Origin of the sequence: Brevibacterium sp. Mu109 (genome assembly GCF_900169375.1) — a bacterium.
GTDB classification, from domain to species: domain Bacteria; phylum Actinomycetota; class Actinomycetes; order Actinomycetales; family Brevibacteriaceae; genus Brevibacterium; species Brevibacterium yomogidense_A.
Window position 1 is genome coordinate 58,281 of the sequence record NZ_FXZF01000002.1, and the last position, 17,745, is coordinate 76,025.

A 17,745-nucleotide genomic window follows, 5' to 3' on the forward strand; every position below is an offset into this window, starting at 1 on the left:
ATGGCCGAACTGCTCGCACTGTCACCCTCACGCGCCAACGACTTCGTGCAGTGTCCGCTGAAGTTCCGCCTGCGGACGATCGACAAGCTGCCGGAACCGCCCTCGGAGGCGGCCTTCCGCGGCACGCTGGTCCATTCCGTGCTCGAGCGGCTGTTCGACGCCTCGGCCCCGGAGCGCACGATCGAGCGCGCGGTCGACGGGATCGCGCCCGCCCTCGAGGCACTGCGCGCCAAGGATCCCCAGACCGTGGAGGAGCTGTTCCCCGGCCCTGACCAGATCGTCCGTCTGCAGGAGCAGGCACGCGGACTCCTGGAGGCCTACTTCGCGCTCGAGATGCCGGACAGGTTGGAGCCGGAAGCACGCGAGGAGTTCGTCTCCGCGCCCATGAGCAGCGGTCTGCTGCTGCGCGGCTTCGTCGACCGCACGGACCGTGCGCCGGGCGGACAGGTGCGCCTGGTCGACTACAAGACCGGCAAGCAGCCCAAGCCGCAGTACAGCAGCGAGGCCGACTTCCAGATGAGGTTCTACGCGCTCGTGCACTGGCTGAGCAGGCGCGAGCTCGTCCACACCCTGCAGCTCTTCTATCTGGGCAGCCGTACGACCGTCGCGAAGCGTCCGACCGCAGGAGACATCGAGCGGACGGAGATGGAGATCCTGGAGCTCTGGGAGTCGATCGCCCGCGCGGCCGAGGCCGACGAGTGGCGGCCGCGGCGCACTCCGCTGTGCGGCTGGTGCCACTTCAAGCCGATCTGCCCCGCCTGGGGCGGGACTCCCCCGCCCACGCCGGAGATCACCGCGATAGCAGGTCGCTGAGGCCCTCCGTCGTCATCCCCGCGAGGGACTCGACGAGCACGGCGCCGTCGAGCCGCGGCAGCGGCACGATGTGCGGGATGCCCACCGCCCGCGTCCCGGCGGCGACTGCGGACCGCAGTCCCGGCAGCGAATCCTCGAGCGCCGCGCACGCGCTCGGCGGCAGCCCGACCGCCTCCGCGCCCACGAGGTACGGCTCCGGATCGGGTTTGCCGGCAGACACCTCGTCGCCGGTGATGAGCGCGGTGAAGGTGCCGGGTGCGCACGCGGCGACGACCGCCTCGGCGAGCCTGCGGTAGGACATCGTGACGAGCGCGCACGGCACGTCGTGGGCACGCAGGTCCGCCAGGAGCTCGAGGGCTCCCGGACGGAAGGGCACGTGCTCCCGCACCTGGGCGACGACGCCGTCCAGCAGGATCTCCACCGTCTGCTCGGGCGGCAGAGGCAGCCCGTGCTCCCCCAGGATCTCCGCACTGCGCAGCAGGGTGTTCCCGACCATGAGCTCGCCCAGGGTCTCGTCCCAGTGGAGGCCGTGCCGGTCCATGAGCTCGATCTCAGCGCGCATCCAGTACGGTTCCGTGTCGACGAGAGTGCCGTCCATGTCCCAGAGGACGGCCTTGAACTCTCGCTTCGGATACTCATGCTCCTGAACTGCACAAACACTCGAAAGTTCGGTACTCACACTGTCCTCCGAAGAATTCCATGCACCGTCCTGTGCACCGGACCACTCTCGAACGATAGCGTCCGGCCCCCGTCCTCCTCAAGGCGAACCCCAGGCGGCCGGAGTGAGGTGGATGAGGGCGTTCGCTGAACGTGCGGTCACCTGTCGGACGGACCGGCCCGCCTGGTTTTGGAGCGCGCGTTCCGATATTCTCGTACGCACACCGACGCCAGGAGAGTGCATGTCTGAGTCAGCCATCAAGCGCGCGTACGGAAGGTTGAAGGAGGTCCCTCTCGGCCACCGGATCTTCGGGACTGCCGTGACGTTGAAAGCGCCGTACTTCCGCACCATCAGGCCACGGTTCGTGAGCCTGGAGCCCGGTCGCGGCGAAGTGAAGATGTTCGACCGTTGGGCTGTCCGCAATCACATCGGCACCGTCCACGCCATCGCTTGCTGCAACCTCGCCGAACTGGTGGCGGGCACTACGCTCGACATCTCACTGCCCGACAGTCATCGTTGGATCCCCAAGGGCATGAGCGTCGCTTACCTGAAGAAGGCGAAGGGCGAACTCACCGGCGTCGCGACTGTCGAGGATCTCTCCGCCATCGCTGACGATGAAGCTCGCGAAGTCATCGTCAACGTCGACATCACCGACCGGTCCTCGACCGTCGTCGTTCACGCCGACATCACCATGTGGATCTCCCCGAAGTAGCGACACCATGCCCATCACGACCGACGCCGCGAACACAGGAGCAAGAGGCTTGTCCCAGCCGACACATCAAGCAGACGATGTACGCGGCTCCGGTTGGGGCACTCCAGTGTCGAGAGGATTGAGAGTGGTCCGAGGACGCCCCCGTCAGCACGACCTCGACTCCCTGCTCGACCACGCCAGCGCGCTCTGGGTTGAGAAGGGAGCCGCTGGGCTGACCATGCGTGCGCTCAGTGACCGCTCCGGAGCCGGCAACGGCGCGATCTACAACGCTTTCGGGTCGAGGGCGAACCTCCTCGCCCGGGTCTGGGTGCGCGAGGCCGACGCCTTCCTCGACTTCCAGCGCACCCTGGTCGATGAGTCCCTTGCGACCGCCAGCCCGGCCGATGCCGTCATCACCGCCGCACTGGCCCCCGCGCGATATGCCGAGACCCACGAAGAGGCATCGCGGCTCCTGCTCGCCGCTGAAGTCAAGGACCTCATCAACAGCGAGCTCGGACCCCGGGAGCGCTCCAACGTCGACCGACTGCGGACGGTGCTCGGACAGCTCATCCTCGACCTCGCCGAGAACCTCTGGAATCGCACAGACCGCGATGCGGTCCTCCTCATCAGACTCTGTCTCGTGGAGCTCCCCGGGAGGCTGCTGCTCAGCAGCAACCGCGTGACCGACCGGCTGTCGCAGCACGCCCTGGCTCACGCAGTGCGTGGCATCACGAGTGCGGAGCCTCCTCTCACGACGACGTGACATGCTCTCTCACCGCCGCGTGCGGGAGTGCTCATGTCGCCCCGCCCCGTCGAGCGGTGCCCGAGCGCGTACTGTGGGTGCATGGACTACCTGCCGGCCCCGGGTTCCCGCCTCGTCGTCATCGCCTTCGAGGGGTGGAACGACGCTGCGGAATCCGCCTCGAGGTTCGCGAAGGACCTCATCAGGCAGACGAATCTCACCCGGACCGGGATGATCGGCGGCGAGGAGTTCTACGACTTCCAGACGGCGCGGCCGCACATCGTCCGCGGCGACGACGGCAGCGCCCGCATCGACTGGCCGGGCACAGAGATCCATACCGGCACGGTCCCCGGCACGGGCATCCCGCTCGAGGTCATCGTGGGCGACGAGCCCGCATTCCTCTGGCAGCGCTTCGCCTCCCTCATCGTCGATCGGGTCTCCGACGGCGATGCGGTCGTGCTCGTGGGCGCGCTGCTCGCGGACACGGTCCATTCCCGTCCGATCCCCGTCACTGTCACGACCGATCAGCCGGACGCCTTCCCGCACGTGGACGCGATCCGCACGGAGTATGAGGGTCCCACGGGCATCATCGGAGTGCTCGCCCACGAACTGTCGGCCTCAGGCCACCCGGCCCTGTCGCTGTGGGCCGCCGTGCCGGGATATGTCGCGGGCGTCCCCTCCCCGAAGGCGCAGCTGGCGCTCCAGGGCACCTTCGAAGAGCTGACGGGGCTGGTCCTCGACCAGGGAGACCTCGTGGACAGCACCCGCGAGTGGGAGATGGAGGCCGAGGCCGCCGTCGCCGCGGACGACGACCTCGCGGCCTACATCCACCGGCTGGAGAGCATGACGGACACCGCTGATCTGCCCGAGGCGAGCGGAGACGCGATCGCCCGGGAATTCGAGCGGTACCTCCACCGTCGCGGAGACGGCTGAGGCCCCTGAGCCGGGCGGATCCGCGTCAGCCGGTGCAGCGTCAGCGCAGGTCGATGCCGAGCAGTGCGTCGACTGCGTCGACCACCAGTGCGGTGCCTGCGGCGGTGCCGTCGTCACCCACGGAGTCGGCCCACTCATCGAGCGTCTCGAGGACCGCCGGCGTGTCGAGGTCGTCGCCGAGGTTCTGCCGCATGTCCTTGAGGATCTCCTCCGCCGCATCCATGGTCGTCCCGCTGCGAGCGGCAGCGCGCCATTCGGCGAGCCGCTCACGGGAGTCGGAGAGGAGCGCGTCGGTGTACATCCAGTCGCTGCGGTAGTGGTGCGCGAGCAGGAGCGCACGGATCGCCATGGGATCCTCTCCCTGCTCGACGAGCTTCGAGACGAGGACCAGATTGCCCTTCGACTTCGACATCTTCTCGCCCTCGTACCCGACCATGCCGACGTGCATGTAGGCCTTCGCGAAGTTGTGGCCGGTCAGCGCCGTGGCGTGGGCCGCGCACATCTCGTGATGCGGGAAGGCGAGATCGGATCCGCCGCCCTGCACGGTGAGCGGAAGGCCCGCGTGCTCCTGGGCGATGACGGCGCATTCGATGTGCCAGCCGGGCCTGCCCGATCCCAGGCGGCCGCCGTCCCAGGCGGGCTCCCCTTCGCGCTCGGCACGCCACAGCAGGGGGTCGAGCGGGTCCTCCTTGCCGGGGGTCTCCGGATCGCCGCCGCGCTCCGCGAAGAGCTCGAGCATCTCGTGCCGTTCGAGGTGGGACGTGGAGCCGAACGGGGGGTCGATGCGAGTGCCGACCCGGTAGTACACGTCGCCGCTGTCCAATGTGTAGGCGGCGCCCTTGTCGAGCAGGCGGGTGACCGCCTCGACCACGCGGTCGACGGATTCGACGGCTCCGATGTAGGCGTCCGGGGGGATGACGCGCAGGAGCTCCATATCAGACCGGAAGAGGTCGATCTGCGACTCCGCGAGTTCGCGCCAGTCCATCCCGATGGCGTCCGCCCGCTCGAGCAGCGGATCGTCGACGTCGGTGATGTTCTGCGCGTACGTCACGTCCACCCCGGCGTCGTTCCACGTGCGCAGGAGCACGTCGAAGGCGACGTAGGTGGCGGCATGACCCAGGTGCGTCGCATCGTACGGCGTGATGCCGCAGACGTAGAGACGCGCCTCCTTGAGCTTGCGCGGGGTGTCGGCCGGACCGCGATGCGAGGTGCAGAACACGGTCGGGCGCTTCCCGCGGCCGGAGACAGAGGGGATTTCAGGGGATGACCAGGACTTCACGCGCCCAGCATGGCACTTCGCCGCGTGCAACGCGAACTCGACGCACACGAGTCTCCCGGCGTGCGATGGGCGTCTCAGCGGAACCTGTGCGCCGAGCCACAGCGGACCGTCACAGGGGCGGCCAGGGCACCAGGCTGCGATCGGCGTCGGGGAGCGGGAGGATCCCGTTCCGGAGGAGCGCCGTCGCGCGCTCGGTCAGTGCATCGATCTCCGCTGCCGCGAGCACGTCTCCCAGCACGGGGACCAGGTCGTCGTCCCGGACGCGCTCGATCAGTGCGCGCTCCTGCGCGGTCAGCGGTGATCCGGCGAAGCCCCAGAGGACCGTGCGCAGCTTCGGCTCCGCGTGGAACGAGAGCCCGTTGTCGATCGCGTGGAGCGCGACCCGTGGAGGCGCGCCGTCCGTGAACTCCCAGGCCCCGCACAGGACGTGACCGCCCTTGCGGTCCGCATTGTTGATGAGGACGTCGAAGAGGGCCAGCGCGCGGACGTCGGGCGTGAGCTCGTGGGCGAGCACCACGTCGGTGCCGTCGCTCAGCACCGCGCGCAGGACGGGGGCCAGGCCGTCGTCCACGGCGTCCTCGGCCACGAGCACCACCGGCTCCCGGGCCGTCGGATCCGATTCCACATAGACCTGGAGGGAGGCGCCCGCGCCGATGTCGTCCCGCCAGACGGTCGGCGGCACCACGTCGAGGCCGAGGTGGGCCGACAAGCGGTGAGCCGCGACCTCACGCAGCGACAGCGTGCCGGTGGGGAAATCATGGAGCGGCCGCTCCCCCGCACGGGTCTTCAGCACGGCGCGGACGGTGCGCTGCGGTTCGTCGGAGGCGACTGCTCCGGTGACGGTCGCCAGCAGCGTCTCGTTGCTGGCACCCCTCATCCTGCCCAGGGGACGGACGGTCCCGGTGGACAGCAGTCGGCACATCGCGCTGCTCAGCGAGCCACCCCGTTGAGGCGCGGGCACACGTGACCGGAGGGGTCCAGCGCCTGATGGCAGAGAGGGCACTCACCCCGACCGGAGGTGACGACCTGCACGCCCCGGCGGGCGAATTCGCGGGCCTGGGGACCGGTGAGGCGGATGCGCAGCACCGACCGCTCCTCGCCGTCGGCACCGGGCTCGGAGCTCGCTCCCGCCTCTGCATCCGCACGGGTGAGCTCGAAGCACTCGATGATGAGGCGATGGTCCTCCGTGTCCCACCCCAGACTCATCGTGCCGACCCGGAACTCCGCATCGACCGGGGTCACGAGGCCGCCGTTGTCCTCGAGCTCCGGAACCGGGGCCGCGGGGACGCCGTGCGCGTCGTCGGAGCGCGAGCGCACCAGGTCGAGCAGCTCGTCGACCCTCTCCGCGAGGATCTCCACCTGCTCCTTCTCCAGCATGACGGAGTGGACTGCGCCGTCCGAGGACGCCTGCAGGTAGAAGGTGCGCTCCCCGGGCAGGCCGACGGTCCCGGCGACGAAGCGGTCGGGTGCGGGGTGCTCGAAGGCGTGGGCGGGCATACGCCCAGGCTATACGAGGACGCCGACCCCTGTCCGACACCCTCCGGTGGCGCTAGAGTGGACTGCATGAGCACGGATCCGAGCGCTGCCCTCGAAGACTTCCTCTCCGCCGTCCGCGAGCACTTCGCGGCGTCGGCGCACCGCACATCGGAGACCGATCCCCGCGTCGAGGCCTCCTACATGGCACTCGCGGACGCCTTCGAGATCTACGAGGACTCCCTCTACTCCGCGTACGGGGAGGTGACTCCGTTCGAGCTCTTCGACGACGTCGAGGACGACCGCGAGGACGGGGACGACTACGACGAGGACGACTCGGACGATGAGGACGAGGGCGACGACTACTACGACGACGATGACGCGTACGACGGCGACGTGGACACCGACGACACGGACACGGCGCCGGGCGACACCGCGGGTGCGGGCGACTCCAGCCGCGGCTGACCCCCGTCGCGGCTGATCAGCTCAGTTGCAGGGGTCCGAGATCTGGTCGAGGACCTCGCTGATCTCATCCGCCAGCTCCAGATCGGACGCGAGCAGCTGATCGAGCTGGGCGCGTGTACGCGGCGACACGATCGTCGAGGCGCACAGCGACCGTCGGTTCCACGCGAGGGCGATGTCGATCGGGTCGACTCCCAGCGCGGTCGCAGCCTTCACGACTCCCTGGACGACACCGGTCGTGTCGTCGTCGAGCAGCTCACCGACGTATCCGCCGAGGTCCCCCGCACCACGGCTGCCCGTCGGCAGTCCCCGCAGGTACTGGCCGGACAGGACACCGCGCCCGAGGCCCGCGCCGGCGATGAGCCCGAGCCCCAGGTAGTCGAGCGCGGGCCGCAGGGAGGCCTCGGCGTCGCGCCGCAGGAGCGAGTACTCCGCGATCGCGCCGGCGAACGGGAGTCCGGAGTCAGCGGCGCGCAGCGACAGCTGCCAGGCGGAGTGGTGCGACAGCAGCACGTAGCCGACGTCTCCCGCGTCCACCAGGGTGCGCAGGACGGACGCGGACTCCTCCACCGGGATCTGGTCGTCGAACGCGTCGAGCACCAGCACATCGAGGTGATCGCGATCGAGCGCACCCAGCAGGGTGCGCACATCTGTCAGGAGATCGGAGCGGCCGGTCCGCAGCTGGGGCGGTCCCCCCGCTTCGGTCGCGCGCACTCCCACCCGTGCGAGGAGCTGCACGCGGGACGGGATCCGCATGCCTGTGACGAGACCCACGGCGGGGGCGTCGAAGGCGGGGAGCTCGAGTGCCGTGCCCCCCGCGGAGGCGTAGGCGTCGAGGAGTTCCCGAGCGGTCGCCTCGTCGACGCGTCGACCCCATTCGAAGGTCCCCAGTGAGAGATCGGACACCTGCAGGCCCGTATTGCCCATCCGGTTCGAATGCATAGTTCCGAAGGCTACCGGATGAGGGGTAGCCTGACGTGGTTCACGCCCCCGAAGCAAAGGACATGATCCTCCATGGATTGGATCATCGCCGTGATCCTGGGCATCGTCCAGGGCCTCACCGAATTCCTGCCGGTCTCGTCGTCCGCCCACGTGCGGATCATCGGCGAGTTCCTGCTGCCCGGCCGGGATCCCGGTGCGTTCTTCACTGCGATCATCCAGATCGGCACGGAGACCGCCGTCATCGTCTACTTCTGGAAGGACATCACGTCGATCATCGGCGCGTGGTGCCGATCGCTCGTGGGCCGTGAGTCCCGCAGCGACCCGAAGGTCCGGATGGGCTGGCTGATCATCATCGGCTCGGTGCCGATCGTCGTGCTCGGCCTCCTCTTCCAGGATGCGATCGACTCCGTCCTGCGCAGCCTGTGGATCACCGCGACGATGCTCATCGTCTTCGGCCTCATCCTGGGCGTGGCGGACAAGGTCGGACCGCGCGTCCAGACCCTCGACAAGATGACCTGGGGGCAGGGACTCGGCTACGGATTCGCCCAGGCGCTCGCACTCATCCCGGGCGTGTCCCGGTCCGGCGGCACGATCATGGCGGGTCGCTTCATGGGCTTCACCCGCCCCGAGGCGGCGCGCTACTCGTTCCTGCTGGCGGTGCCCGCAGTCATGGGTTCCGGCTTCTACGGCCTCTACAAGTCCCTGTCGGAGGTGTCGGCCGGCAACGAGATGGTGCTCGGCTGGGGCCCCACCGCGCTGGCGACAATCGTGGCGTTCGTCGTCGGATACGTCGTGATCGTCGGCTTCCTCAAGTTCGTCCAGACGAAGTCGTTCGCCGTCTTCGTCTGGTACCGCGTGGCCATCGGTGTCCTCATCTACATCCTGCTGGGCACCGGAGTCCTGCAGCCGCTCTGATCAGCGTCCGCCGCCCGGCCGGCGCGCCTGTGCGCGCCGCCCCCGGGCCGTCGCACCGAGCATGGTGACCGTCATGGGAGGGACCGACCCGGTCTTCCCCACGACGAGTCGAGACACCGATGCCGGAGCGACCGCGATCCGCTGGAAGCTGTCGACCTCCATGCCGAGTGCGTGGGCCAGCATCATCTTGATGACATCGCCGTGGGATACGAGGATCGCCGCCTTCGCGCCGCGCTCGTGCGCCTGTTCGCACGCGGACTCGAGCGCGGCGCGGGATCGCACTGCGACCTCGGCGAGCGATTCGCCTCCCGGGAACCGGGCGCGGCTGGGAGTGGACCGCACGGTCTCCCAGAGCGGCTCCTTCAGAAGATCGCGGATCCTCCTGCCGGTCCACTCCCCGTAGTGGACCTCGGAGAGCTCCTCGAGCACCGTGCGGGCAGCGGGCGCGCTCTGCGGATCAGCACGAGAAGCGTCCACGGATCCGTCTGGCCGCATGAGCTCGTCCGCGGTCATGAGGCACCGCCGGATGGGCGAGCTGAAGACCGCGGCAGGACTGTCGCCTGTGAGCTCCGGTATGAGGTCGCGGGCCTCGCGCACCTGAGTGCGGCCCGTGACAGTGAGTTCGACGGAATCGTCGCGTCCGGCCAGCACTCCGCCCGCATTCGCGGTCGATTCGCCGTGGCGCACCAGGATGATCTCCATCACCCCAGGATAGGCCGGTGATACGGTCACCGGGTGCGGGTAGACGGAACGATCCTCCTCGCCGGTGCCGCGACAGCGCTCGCCGGCTTCCTCATGGCCATCCAGTCGCGGGCGAACGGATCGCTCGCCGGCGTCATCGGCTCGGGTGTCTACGCCGCGACCCTCAGCTTCTTCGGCGGCCTCCTCCTCATGGTCCTCGTCCTCGCGGCATCGGCGAGAGCGCGTAGGGGTGCGGGCCGTCTCCTCGCGGATCTGCGGGGCGGCTCCGTGCGCTGGTGGATGCTGCTCGGAGGACTGGGCGGTTCGACGGTCGTGCTCGCGCAGGCTCTCACCGTGCCCCTCATCGGCGTCTCCATCCTCACGATGTCGTTCGTGTGCGGCCAGCTGCTGGGGGCACTGGTCGTGGACAACACATCGCTGCCGCCCGGCGGTCGCACACCGCCGTCGGCGCGGAGGCTCATCGGCACGATCGTCGTGCTCGCGGGCGTCGTGCTGGTGTCGGTGGGTGGATTCTCACGCGGCATCCCGCTCTGGGCACCGCTGGTGCCGCTGCTGGCGGGGACCCTGACCTCGGTGCAGGCAGCGCTCAACGGCAGGGTCCGGGAGTCGTCGCGCTCAGCGATCACCGCCACGACCGTGAACTTCCTGGTGGGCTTCGTCTTCCTGCTCGTGTGCAGCGCAGCCGTGTGGGCGGCCGGCACGCGTGTCGAGCGGCTGCCGCAGATGCCCGGTGAGGCGTGGCTGCTGATCGGCGGAGCGCTCGGGGTCGTGTTCATCGGCGTGACGTCGACGACGGTCAGTCACCTGGGGGTGCTGCTCGTGTCGATGACGTCGCTCTTCGGGAACCTGCTGAGCTCGCTGGTCGTGGACCTCGTCTACCCGGGGGCCACGATCACCGTCACGACGATCGTCGCGATGACGTGCGTGCTGATCGGCGTGGTCATCGCGTCATGGCCGCGGCGGGCGGAGCCGCCGCGGCGCTCAGTCGTCACGCCTCCAGCAGGAACCGACTGAGCACGCGGGTGCCGAAGTCCAGTGAGGACAGCGCCACGCGCTCGTCCTTGCCGTGGAACATGGCTGCGAAGTCCAGGTCATCCGTCAGCTGCAGGGGCGCGAAGCCGTACCCGACGATCCCCAGGCGCGCGAGCGACTTGTTGTCCGTGCCCCCGCTCATCGTGTGCGGCAGCACGATCGCGCCGGGATCCGCGTCGAGCAGGCATGACTTCATGGTGTCGACCAGCCGACCGCTGAAGGGGGATTCGACGGCGTCGCCCACGGTCACGGGCTCCACGTCGATCCCCTCTCCCACGAGCTCCTTGATCGTCAGCATGACGTCCTCGAACTGGCCCGGCAGCACACGGCAGTCGACGAACGCCTGGGCCGTCGCGGGGATGACGTTGTGCTTGTACCCGGCCTGGAGGATGGTCGGGTTGGAGGTGTTGCGCAGCGTGGGGCCCACGAACCGGGACACGGTGCCGAGCTCGCTGATGAGCTCTTCGGTCGTCTCCGCTGTGAAGGGGATGCCGGTGATCTCCGAGACCCCTTCGAGGAGGTCCCGCGTGGACTGGGGCATGTCCTCCGGCCACTCATGCGCGCCGATCCGGGAGATCGCCCCTGCGAGTCGGGTGATCGGGTTGTCGTCGTTGACCATCGAACCGTGGCCGGCGGTGCCGTGGGCGAGCAGGCGGAGCCAGGCGAGGCCCTTCTCCGCGGTCTGCACGAGGTAGACGCGCTGTCCGCGGATGGTCGTCGAATAGCCGCCGACCTCGCTGATCGCCTCGGTCGCGCCTGAGAACAGCTCCGGGTGGTTGTCGACCATCCAGCCGGCCCCGTATCCCCCGCCGGCCTCCTCGTCCGCGAAGAAGGCGATGATGAGGTCACGTCGGGGACGCAGCCCCTTCTGCAGCATGTCGCGGACGCTGGAGATGATCATCGCGTCCATGTTCTTCATGTCCACGGCGCCGCGGCCCCACAGGAGCCCGTCCTCGATGACGCCGCCGAACGGATCGACGGACCACTCCGACTCGTCGGCCGGGACCACATCGGTGTGGCCGTGGACGACGAGGGCTCCGGCGTCCGGATCAGTGCCCGGGATGCGAGCGACGAGGCTCGCGCGACCGGGCTCGGACTCCCTGATGGTGGACTCGAGGCCGACCTCGGCCAGCTGGGCCGCGATCCACTCCGTCGCCTCGAGCTCGGGGTTCGCCTTCCCCTCGCCCCAGTTCTGCGTATCGAACCGGATGAGTCGCTGCGCGATCCGGGTGGTCTCTGCGACGGCGCTCTCGTAGGGATCGTGGGGCTGGGGCGTGGAAGGGGACTGCGTCATGGAACAGGTCCTTTCGTCAGGGCGGTCTCAGGTGCTCAGGTCGACGCTCAGCCGTACACGCGGAACCCGAGGTAGGCGCGCCCGTCCTCATGGGTGAGGGTCGAGTCGATCTGGGCACGCGCCTGCTCCTCCACGGGCTCGTCGGAGAGCGCGGCCAGGTACTCCCGGTGGCACGTGAGGGAGGCGACCGCCGCCTCGACCCCGTCCGTCACGTCGATACGGTGGGTGGGCTCAGCACCGAACTCCACGATGCGGGCGACTCCGTCGTAGCGCGCGCCGGGCACGATCCATTCGTTGCCGGCGTCTGCGACGCCGTCGACCGCCGCCTGGCCGAGGTTGCGGTGGTCGGCCGAATTGAAGAACCGTCCGCCCCGCGTGGGCTGGAAGTTCAGCAGCACGACGAGCTCCGGTCGGAAGCGACGGATCTCATGGGCGATCTTCGTGCGCAGCTGAGGGGTCGCGAGGATCCGCCCATCGGGCTCGTCCGGGAAGACGAGTGAGGTGACGCCGACCTCCCGGCACGCGGCCTCCTGCTCCTTCGTGCGGACGATCGCGGACTCTGCGGGGTCCAGCCCCTCGATGCCGGCCTCGCCCCGGCTGGCGAGCAGATAGCCCACCCGCTTCCCGGCGCGCGTCCAGGCTGCGACCGCGGAGCCGATCCCGTACTCGGGATCATCGGGGTGCGCGACGATCACCAGCACGGATGAGAAGTCGTCGGGCATGTCGGGGAGCGGGGCCCCGACCTGGGCGTCCGTCATGAGTTCACCTCCATGTAGAACACTGTCCATCAGCCAGTCTACGGGGCGGGTAGTGTGGAGCGACGAACGAGACCAGAGCTCGACATGAACGTTTGAAGGAGACATACGTGCGCATCCTTGTCCTCGGCGGAGACGGCTTCTGCGGATGGCCTGCGGCCCTCCACCTCTCCCAGCTGGGCCACGACGTCGGAATCGTCGACAATCTGTCCCGCCGTCGGATCGATGAGGAGCTCGGGACCGATTCGCTGACGCCCATCCGCACCCCGCAGGAGCGGCTCGCGGCGTGGACCGAGGCCACGGGACGGACGATCGACTTCCACGAGGTCGACCTCGCCGAGGACTACGAGGAATTCGTTGCACTGCTGTCGCAGGCCCGTCCGGAGGTGGTCATCCACTTCGCAGAGCAGCGGGCGGCCCCGTACTCGATGAAGTCCCCCTCCCACAAGCGGTACACGATCGACAACAATGTGAACGCGACGCACAACGTGCTGTCCGCGATCGTCGAATCCGATCTCGATGTGCACCTGGTCCACCTCGGCACGATGGGCGTCTACGGCTACGGCACGGCGGGCATGCGCATCCCCGAGGGCTACCTCGACGTGAAGGTGCCGGGCGAGGACGCGGACGGGAATGCGACCGGCGAGCTCATCGACCAGACGATGCTCTACCCGTCCAATCCCGGTTCGATCTACCACATGACGAAGGTGCTCGACCAGCATCTCTTCGCGTTCTACGCGAAGAACGACAAGCTGCGGATCACGGACCTCCACCAGGGCATCATCTGGGGAACCCACACGGAGGAGACCCAGCTCGACGAGCGCCTCATCAACCGCTTCGACTACGACGGCGACTACGGCACCGTCCTCAACCGCTTCCTCATGCAGGCGGCCGTCGGCTATCCGCTGACGGTCCACGGCACGGGTGGGCAGACGCGCGCCTTCATCCACATCCAGGACATGGTGCGCTGCATCGCGATCGCGGTCGACAACCCGCCCGCGGGCGGGGACAAGGTGAAGATCTTCAACCAGATGACGGAGACCCACCGGGTCCGCGACCTGGCGGAGCTCATCTGCGAGATCTCCGGCGCCTCGCTGGAGCTCGTCCCGAACCCCCGGCAGGAGTCCGCGGAGAACGACCTGTACGCGTCGAACCGGACCTTCCTCGATCTGGGCCTCGAGCCGACGACCCTCTCCTCCGGACTCCTGCAGGAGGTCGAGGAGACGGCCCGTCGATACGCTGATCGTGCCGACCTCACGAAGATCCCGGCGACGTCGCTGTGGACCGAGAACCAGGCGGTCGGTGCACCGACACGGATCGCCGAGTCCGCGTGACGGCCGGCTGACCAGGTGCGCATCGCCGTCTTCACGGAGGTCTTCCTCCCCAAGGTCGACGGAGTCGTCACGCGGCTGGTCCGCTCCCTCGAGCAGCTCCAGGCGATGGGGCACGAGGTCGTCGTCTTCGCTCCGGGCCACCCCCCGGAGTCGTTCGCGGGCTTCGAGGTCGTCCGGGTGCGGGCGGTCCCGTTCCGCCCCTGGTATCCGGAGCTGTCCGTCGGCCTGCCGACTCCGGAGATCGCACGGGTCATGGAGCGCTTCCACCCCCATGTGGTGCATGCTGTGAACCCGATCTGGCTCGCAGCGTACGGGACGCTGTCGGCGCGGAGGCGGGATCTGCCGCTGGTCGCCAGCTTCCACACCGACGTGCCGTCGTACACGGAGCGTCTGGGCCTGGAGTGGATCACGGACACCACGAGCCGCTGGATCACCTGGATGCACAACTTCGCCCAGGTGAATCTCTGCACTTCGCAGCAGATGGTGCAGCGGGCGCGCGGCTCGGGCATCCGCAACGTGCAGCTGTGGCCGAAGGCCGTCGACACCGATGCCTACAGTCCCGAGCGCGCGGACCGCTCCATGCGCGAGCGCCTGACGGCCGGCAACCCGGATGATCGGCTGCTGGTCTACGTCGGCAGGCTGTCGAAGGAGAAGGACCTCGACCTGCTGCGCCCGATGATGGATCGGCTACCGGAGAACGTCCGGCTGGCCTTCGTCGGATCGGGACCGCACCGCGAGGAGCTGGAGCGTCTGTTCGCGGGAACCCGCACCGTCTTCACCGGATACATGGGCGGCGAGGAGCTGGCCGCCGCGTATGCGAGTGCCGATCTCTTCGTGTTCCCCTCGACCACGGAGACGCTGGGCCTCGTCGCCCTCGAATCCATGGCCTCGGGCGTCCCCGTCGTCGGCGCTCGCGCCGGCGGGCTTCCCTTCGCGGTGAATGACGGCGTCGGGGGCCTCCTCCACGAGCCGGGCTCAGTCGACGACATCACGGCGAAGGTCTCACGTGTGCTCGAGGATGACGCGCTGCGGGCACGGCTGTCCGCCGGTGGCCGTCAGGAGACGGAGAAGCACGGCTGGCGCAATGCGACGGAGAGCCTCGTCGACTGCTACGAGGAGGCCGTGGAGCGGTACTGGTCGGATCACCGCCCGCCGGGCTGGCGCATGGCCCTCTTCGGCCGGCCGATGGATCCTGCGCGACCTCCCCTGAGCTGAGGGGTGGGGCCCTCGTGAATGAGTGAGGCCCCTGACCGCGGATCTCTCCGTGGCCAGGGGCCTCACTCACTGCTGTGCGCGGAGGGGGACTTGAACCCCCACGCCCATTATTAGGGCACTAGCACCTCAAGCTAGCGCGTCTACCAATTCCGCCACCCGCGCGGGCAACAGAGACAAGATTACACACTCCTCAGGTCCAGTCCAAATCGATCCGACCGCTTGTGAGCGGGCTCACTGCCGCCCGTTCGACGTACCATTCTCCGTACCGTTCTCGGTGCCGCTCTCGGTGCGTATGGAGGACAGCATGTGGGGCCGTCCGTCGCGCGGATTCCACACGTCGACTGTTGTCAGAGCGCTGCCGTGGGCAACGCGCACGGCGACTGTCGAGGGCAGCACCACGGGGGTCGCGAACTCCACGTCCCACGTGAAGGCATCGGCGCGGATCTGGGCGGATGCGAGCGCACGGGCCGCTGTGTACATCCCGTGGACGATCCGGCCCCTGAACCCGAATGCCTTCGCCGCGAGTCCGTTCAGGTGGATCGGGTTCACGTCGCCGGAGACTCGCGCATACGTATCCGCCGTCCGGGGCGTCAGCCTCCAGCTCATCGTGGCATCGGGTGCCTCGAACGGCGTGCGCTCCGCCGGGTCGTGAGGAGTCGCACCGTCCACCCGCACTCCCTTCGCGAGGTAATGGCAGCGCTCGTCGACGCAGCGCCGGCCGTCGACGTCGAACGCGGCCGCGACGACGATCTCCGTCCCCTTCGGGTGCGTGCGGATCGCGTCGATCCACACCGTGGCGGTGACGGCGTCGCCCACGCGCACGGGATGCAGCTGGGTGAGGGAGTTCGTGACGTGCACCATCCCCATGGCCGGAGCGGGGAAGTCCGGAGCACTCAGGAGCGAGAGGCTGGCTGCGAACCCCTGGGCGTGCAGCCACGTGACCGGCACGGTGTTGCGGACCGGTTCTCCGACGGCGCGGCAGAACTCCGCGACCGTCTGCGGATCGGCCGTCACGGTCTCCGTGCGGCGGGGGGACTCTGGGCCGGCGACCCGGGAGAGGGGGCCGGCGGCAGCGGGGCGGATGCGCTTGAGCACACTCGAACCCGCAGCGGCGAGATACGTCCTGAGCATCAGGCACCCACCAGATTCTGTCCGCACACGCGCAGCGTCGTGCCGGAGATCCCTCCGGAGGACTGTGCGGCGAGGAAGGCGATCGCCTCGGCGACGTCCACGGGGAGCCCGCCCTGCTGCAGGCTCGCGACACGGCGCGCGACCTCACGCGTGAGCGTGGGCATCTTCGCGGTCATCTCCGTCTCGATGAAGCCCGGGGCCACGGCGTTGATCGTTCCGCCCTGTGTGGCGAAGCGATCCGCGGACGCGGCGACCATCCCGATGACCCCGGCCTTCGAGGCGGCGTAGTTCGTCTGACCGCGATTGCCTGCGATGCCGGAGGTGGAGGCCAGCGAGATGATCCGCGGGGCGCTGCCCCATGCGCCCGCCTCGGTGAGCTGCGTGTTCATCCGCAGCTGCGAGGCGATGTTCACGGCGATGACGGAGTCCCAGCGCGAGGCCTCCATGTTCGCGAGCATCCGATCGCGGGTGATGCCCGCATTGTGCACCAGGATGTCGATCGGCTCCCCGACGCGCTGCGCGATGACCCGGCCCGCGTCCTCCGCGGTGATGTCCAGCTGCAGTGCGGTGCCGCCGATCCCATTCATCGTTCGTGCGAGCGCGTCGCCGGCCTGCGGCACGTCGACGCCCACGACGGTCGCTCCGTCCCTGGCGAGCGTCGCGGCGATCGCCGCGCCGATCCCCCGCGCCGCACCCGTGACGACGGCCAGGCGACCGTCCAGGTGTGCACCGGCCAGTGCCTCGGCGGTGGCGGCCTCTCCGTGAGCCGTCGTGACGTGCAGCGGCTGGCCCGATACGTAGGCGGACTTCGAGGACAGGAGGAACCAGAGGGCGCTCACGACGCTCGGGGCGTCCATCGGGACGCCGTCCGACACGACGATGCCGTTGGCGGTGGACCCGCCCCGCATCTCATGGGCGAGCGACCGCATGAGGCCCACCGCACCGTTGCGCGTCGCGTTGAGGGCCGGGTCCGTGTCCGCGGGACGCTCCGGGCTGATGTGGGCATCGCGGGAGAACACGATCACGCGGGAGCAGCGGACGAGCCCGCGCAGGGCTCCCCCGATCTCCAGGGCAATCTCCGAGAGGTCGGTCGGCTCCTGCGCCTCGTCGAAGAAGGCGAGGACGGCCGACAGCTTCTCCGAGGTGGGTTTGCGGCGGACTTCGAAGCCGTTGTCCAGCAGGATCTGTGCGTAGGCGTCCGCAGCGGCACCGGCTCCCAGCACGAGCACGGGCTCGCTGAGGTACGCGCCGTCACTGTGACGGCGCAGCGGGACGGGGCTGGGCAGCCCGAGCGTCTTGACCAGTGCCTTGAGCGGACCGTTGGCGAGTTTGGTGTAGCGATCAGTCATGGGTTCCTCCGAGTGGTGGTGTCTG

Annotated in this window: 19 protein-coding genes and 1 tRNA gene; 9 read left to right on the forward strand and 11 right to left on the reverse strand. The window is 68.9% G+C overall.

The window, feature by feature from the left end; all coding sequences use genetic code 11:
* Positions 1 to 813, forward strand: coding sequence for a PD-(D/E)XK nuclease family protein (locus BSP109_RS01585; protein WP_101599172.1), 813 nt, complete (start codon positions 1 to 3; stop codon positions 811 to 813).
* Here the strand turns inward: BSP109_RS01585 and BSP109_RS01590 are convergent.
* Positions 791 to 1,492: an HAD family phosphatase gene (locus BSP109_RS01590; RefSeq protein WP_256970267.1), complete on the reverse strand. Its 702-nt coding sequence runs from the start codon at positions 1,490 to 1,492 to the stop codon at positions 791 to 793. The two genes, BSP109_RS01585 and BSP109_RS01590, sit on opposite strands and share 23 nt — an antisense overlap.
* A 220-nt stretch (positions 1,493 to 1,712) precedes the next feature.
* Here BSP109_RS01590 and BSP109_RS01595 point away from each other — a divergent pair, with 220 nt between their 5' ends.
* The 3 genes from BSP109_RS01595 to BSP109_RS01605 all read left to right on the forward strand — a co-directional run bounded on the left by BSP109_RS01595 (position 1,713) and on the right by BSP109_RS01605 (position 3,837).
* On the forward strand, positions 1,713 to 2,183 hold the full coding sequence (locus BSP109_RS01595; RefSeq protein ID WP_101599173.1) for a hotdog fold domain-containing protein: 471 nt from the start codon (positions 1,713 to 1,715) through the stop codon (positions 2,181 to 2,183).
* Between the two features lie 124 nt (positions 2,184 to 2,307).
* Positions 2,308 to 2,925, forward strand: a complete 618-nt coding sequence (locus BSP109_RS01600; protein WP_180959589.1) for a TetR/AcrR family transcriptional regulator — start codon at positions 2,308 to 2,310, stop codon at positions 2,923 to 2,925.
* An 81-nt stretch (positions 2,926 to 3,006) separates the two neighbouring features.
* A complete protein-coding gene (locus BSP109_RS01605) occupies positions 3,007 to 3,837 on the forward strand; it encodes a PAC2 family protein (RefSeq protein ID WP_180959590.1) in 831 nt (276 codons plus the stop codon).
* A 40-nt stretch (positions 3,838 to 3,877) separates the two neighbouring features.
* On the opposite strand, the gene mshC is transcribed toward BSP109_RS01605, so the two are convergent.
* From mshC to BSP109_RS01620, 3 genes are all read right to left on the reverse strand, one after another.
* Positions 3,878 to 5,116, reverse strand: coding sequence for a cysteine--1-D-myo-inosityl 2-amino-2-deoxy-alpha-D-glucopyranoside ligase (gene mshC / locus BSP109_RS01610; RefSeq protein ID WP_101599252.1), 1,239 nt, complete (start codon positions 5,114 to 5,116; stop codon positions 3,878 to 3,880).
* Between the two features lie 109 nt (positions 5,117 to 5,225).
* A complete protein-coding gene (locus BSP109_RS01615; protein ID WP_087006555.1) occupies positions 5,226 to 6,038 on the reverse strand; it encodes an SCO1664 family protein in 813 nt (270 codons plus the stop codon).
* Between the two features lie 8 nt (positions 6,039 to 6,046).
* Positions 6,047 to 6,613 (reverse strand): DUF3090 domain-containing protein, encoded by a 567-nt coding sequence (locus BSP109_RS01620; RefSeq protein ID WP_101599176.1) that lies wholly within the window; start codon positions 6,611 to 6,613, stop codon positions 6,047 to 6,049.
* Positions 6,614 to 6,679: 66 nt separating this feature from the next.
* On the opposite strand from BSP109_RS01620, the gene BSP109_RS01625 reads away from it, so the two are divergent.
* Positions 6,680 to 7,054, forward strand: coding sequence for a hypothetical protein (locus BSP109_RS01625; RefSeq protein WP_101599177.1), 375 nt, complete (start codon positions 6,680 to 6,682; stop codon positions 7,052 to 7,054).
* A gap of 21 nt (positions 7,055 to 7,075) precedes the next feature.
* On the opposite strand, the gene BSP109_RS01630 is transcribed toward BSP109_RS01625, so the two are convergent.
* Positions 7,076 to 7,993, reverse strand: coding sequence for an aldo/keto reductase (locus BSP109_RS01630; protein ID WP_087006562.1), 918 nt, complete (start codon positions 7,991 to 7,993; stop codon positions 7,076 to 7,078).
* Positions 7,994 to 8,065: 72 nt separating this feature from the next.
* On the opposite strand from BSP109_RS01630, the gene BSP109_RS01635 reads away from it, so the two are divergent.
* Positions 8,066 to 8,908: an undecaprenyl-diphosphate phosphatase gene (locus BSP109_RS01635; RefSeq protein WP_087006564.1), complete on the forward strand. Its 843-nt coding sequence runs from the start codon at positions 8,066 to 8,068 to the stop codon at positions 8,906 to 8,908.
* Here BSP109_RS01635 and BSP109_RS01640 read toward each other — a convergent pair whose 3' ends face one another.
* Positions 8,909 to 9,610 carry a histidine phosphatase family protein gene (locus tag BSP109_RS01640; protein WP_087006566.1) on the reverse strand — a complete coding sequence of 234 codons (702 nt, stop codon included), beginning with the start codon at positions 9,608 to 9,610 and terminating at the stop codon, positions 8,909 to 8,911. It lies immediately after the preceding gene.
* Positions 9,611 to 9,643: 33 nt separating this feature from the next.
* On the opposite strand from BSP109_RS01640, the gene BSP109_RS01645 reads away from it, so the two are divergent.
* Positions 9,644 to 10,624, forward strand: coding sequence for a DMT family transporter (locus BSP109_RS01645; protein ID WP_087006568.1), 981 nt, complete (start codon positions 9,644 to 9,646; stop codon positions 10,622 to 10,624).
* On the opposite strand, the gene BSP109_RS01650 is transcribed toward BSP109_RS01645, so the two are convergent.
* Together BSP109_RS01650 and BSP109_RS01655 are read right to left on the reverse strand one after the other, a co-directional pair.
* Complete coding sequence (locus BSP109_RS01650; protein ID WP_087006569.1) at positions 10,599 to 11,936, reverse strand: M20/M25/M40 family metallo-hydrolase; 1,338 nt, start codon at positions 11,934 to 11,936, stop codon at positions 10,599 to 10,601. The genes BSP109_RS01645 and BSP109_RS01650 overlap by 26 nt on opposite strands.
* Before the next feature lie 47 nt (positions 11,937 to 11,983).
* Entirely contained in the window at positions 11,984 to 12,694 is a 711-nt protein-coding gene (locus BSP109_RS01655) for a PIG-L deacetylase family protein (RefSeq protein ID WP_101599178.1), read from the reverse strand.
* A 107-nt stretch (positions 12,695 to 12,801) separates the two neighbouring features.
* Here BSP109_RS01655 and BSP109_RS01660 point away from each other — a divergent pair, with 107 nt between their 5' ends.
* Both BSP109_RS01660 and BSP109_RS01665 read left to right on the forward strand, forming a co-directional pair.
* A complete protein-coding gene (locus BSP109_RS01660; protein WP_087006573.1) occupies positions 12,802 to 14,025 on the forward strand; it encodes an NAD-dependent epimerase/dehydratase family protein in 1,224 nt (407 codons plus the stop codon).
* 15 nt (positions 14,026 to 14,040) lie between these two features.
* A complete protein-coding gene (locus tag BSP109_RS01665) occupies positions 14,041 to 15,240 on the forward strand; it encodes a glycosyltransferase (RefSeq protein WP_101599179.1) in 1,200 nt (399 codons plus the stop codon).
* A 75-nt stretch (positions 15,241 to 15,315) separates the two neighbouring features.
* On the opposite strand, the gene BSP109_RS01670 is transcribed toward BSP109_RS01665, so the two are convergent.
* The 3 genes from BSP109_RS01670 to BSP109_RS01680 all read right to left on the reverse strand — a co-directional run bounded on the left by BSP109_RS01670 (position 15,316) and on the right by BSP109_RS01680 (position 17,720).
* Positions 15,316 to 15,402, reverse strand: a tRNA-Leu gene (locus BSP109_RS01670).
* 69 nt (positions 15,403 to 15,471) lie between these two features.
* On the reverse strand, positions 15,472 to 16,371 hold the full coding sequence (locus tag BSP109_RS01675) for a MaoC/PaaZ C-terminal domain-containing protein (RefSeq protein WP_087006577.1): 900 nt from the start codon (positions 16,369 to 16,371) through the stop codon (positions 15,472 to 15,474).
* Positions 16,371 to 17,720 carry a 3-oxoacyl-ACP reductase gene (locus BSP109_RS01680; protein ID WP_101599180.1) on the reverse strand — a complete coding sequence of 450 codons (1,350 nt, stop codon included), beginning with the start codon at positions 17,718 to 17,720 and terminating at the stop codon, positions 16,371 to 16,373. The genes BSP109_RS01675 and BSP109_RS01680 overlap by 1 nt, the downstream gene beginning before the upstream one ends.
* Positions 17,721 to 17,745: the final 25 nt, after the last annotated feature.

Excerpts from the sequence above, each read along its gene's own strand:
- BSP109_RS01585 (WP_101599172.1), top strand. The coding sequence starts at position 1 with ATGGCCGAACTGCTCGCACTGTCACCCTCACGCGCCAACGACTTCGTG.
- BSP109_RS01595 (WP_101599173.1), top strand. The coding sequence starts at position 1,713 with ATGTCTGAGTCAGCCATCAAGCGCGCGTACGGAAGGTTGAAGGAGGTC.
- BSP109_RS01605 (WP_180959590.1), top strand. The coding sequence starts at position 3,007 with ATGGACTACCTGCCGGCCCCGGGTTCCCGCCTCGTCGTCATCGCCTTC.
- BSP109_RS01615 (WP_087006555.1), bottom strand. The coding sequence starts at position 6,038 with ATGTGCCGACTGCTGTCCACCGGGACCGTCCGTCCCCTGGGCAGGATG.
- BSP109_RS01620 (WP_101599176.1), bottom strand. The coding sequence starts at position 6,613 with ATGCCCGCCCACGCCTTCGAGCACCCCGCACCCGACCGCTTCGTCGCC.
- BSP109_RS01625 (WP_101599177.1), top strand. The coding sequence starts at position 6,680 with ATGAGCACGGATCCGAGCGCTGCCCTCGAAGACTTCCTCTCCGCCGTC.
- BSP109_RS01630 (WP_087006562.1), bottom strand. The coding sequence starts at position 7,993 with ATGCATTCGAACCGGATGGGCAATACGGGCCTGCAGGTGTCCGATCTC.
- BSP109_RS01635 (WP_087006564.1), top strand. The coding sequence starts at position 8,066 with ATGGATTGGATCATCGCCGTGATCCTGGGCATCGTCCAGGGCCTCACC.
- BSP109_RS01640 (WP_087006566.1), bottom strand. The coding sequence starts at position 9,610 with ATGGAGATCATCCTGGTGCGCCACGGCGAATCGACCGCGAATGCGGGC.
- BSP109_RS01650 (WP_087006569.1), bottom strand. The coding sequence starts at position 11,936 with ATGACGCAGTCCCCTTCCACGCCCCAGCCCCACGATCCCTACGAGAGC.
- BSP109_RS01655 (WP_101599178.1), bottom strand. The coding sequence starts at position 12,694 with ATGACGGACGCCCAGGTCGGGGCCCCGCTCCCCGACATGCCCGACGAC.
- BSP109_RS01675 (WP_087006577.1), bottom strand. The coding sequence starts at position 16,371 with ATGCTCAGGACGTATCTCGCCGCTGCGGGTTCGAGTGTGCTCAAGCGC.
- BSP109_RS01680 (WP_101599180.1), bottom strand. The coding sequence starts at position 17,720 with ATGACTGATCGCTACACCAAACTCGCCAACGGTCCGCTCAAGGCACTG.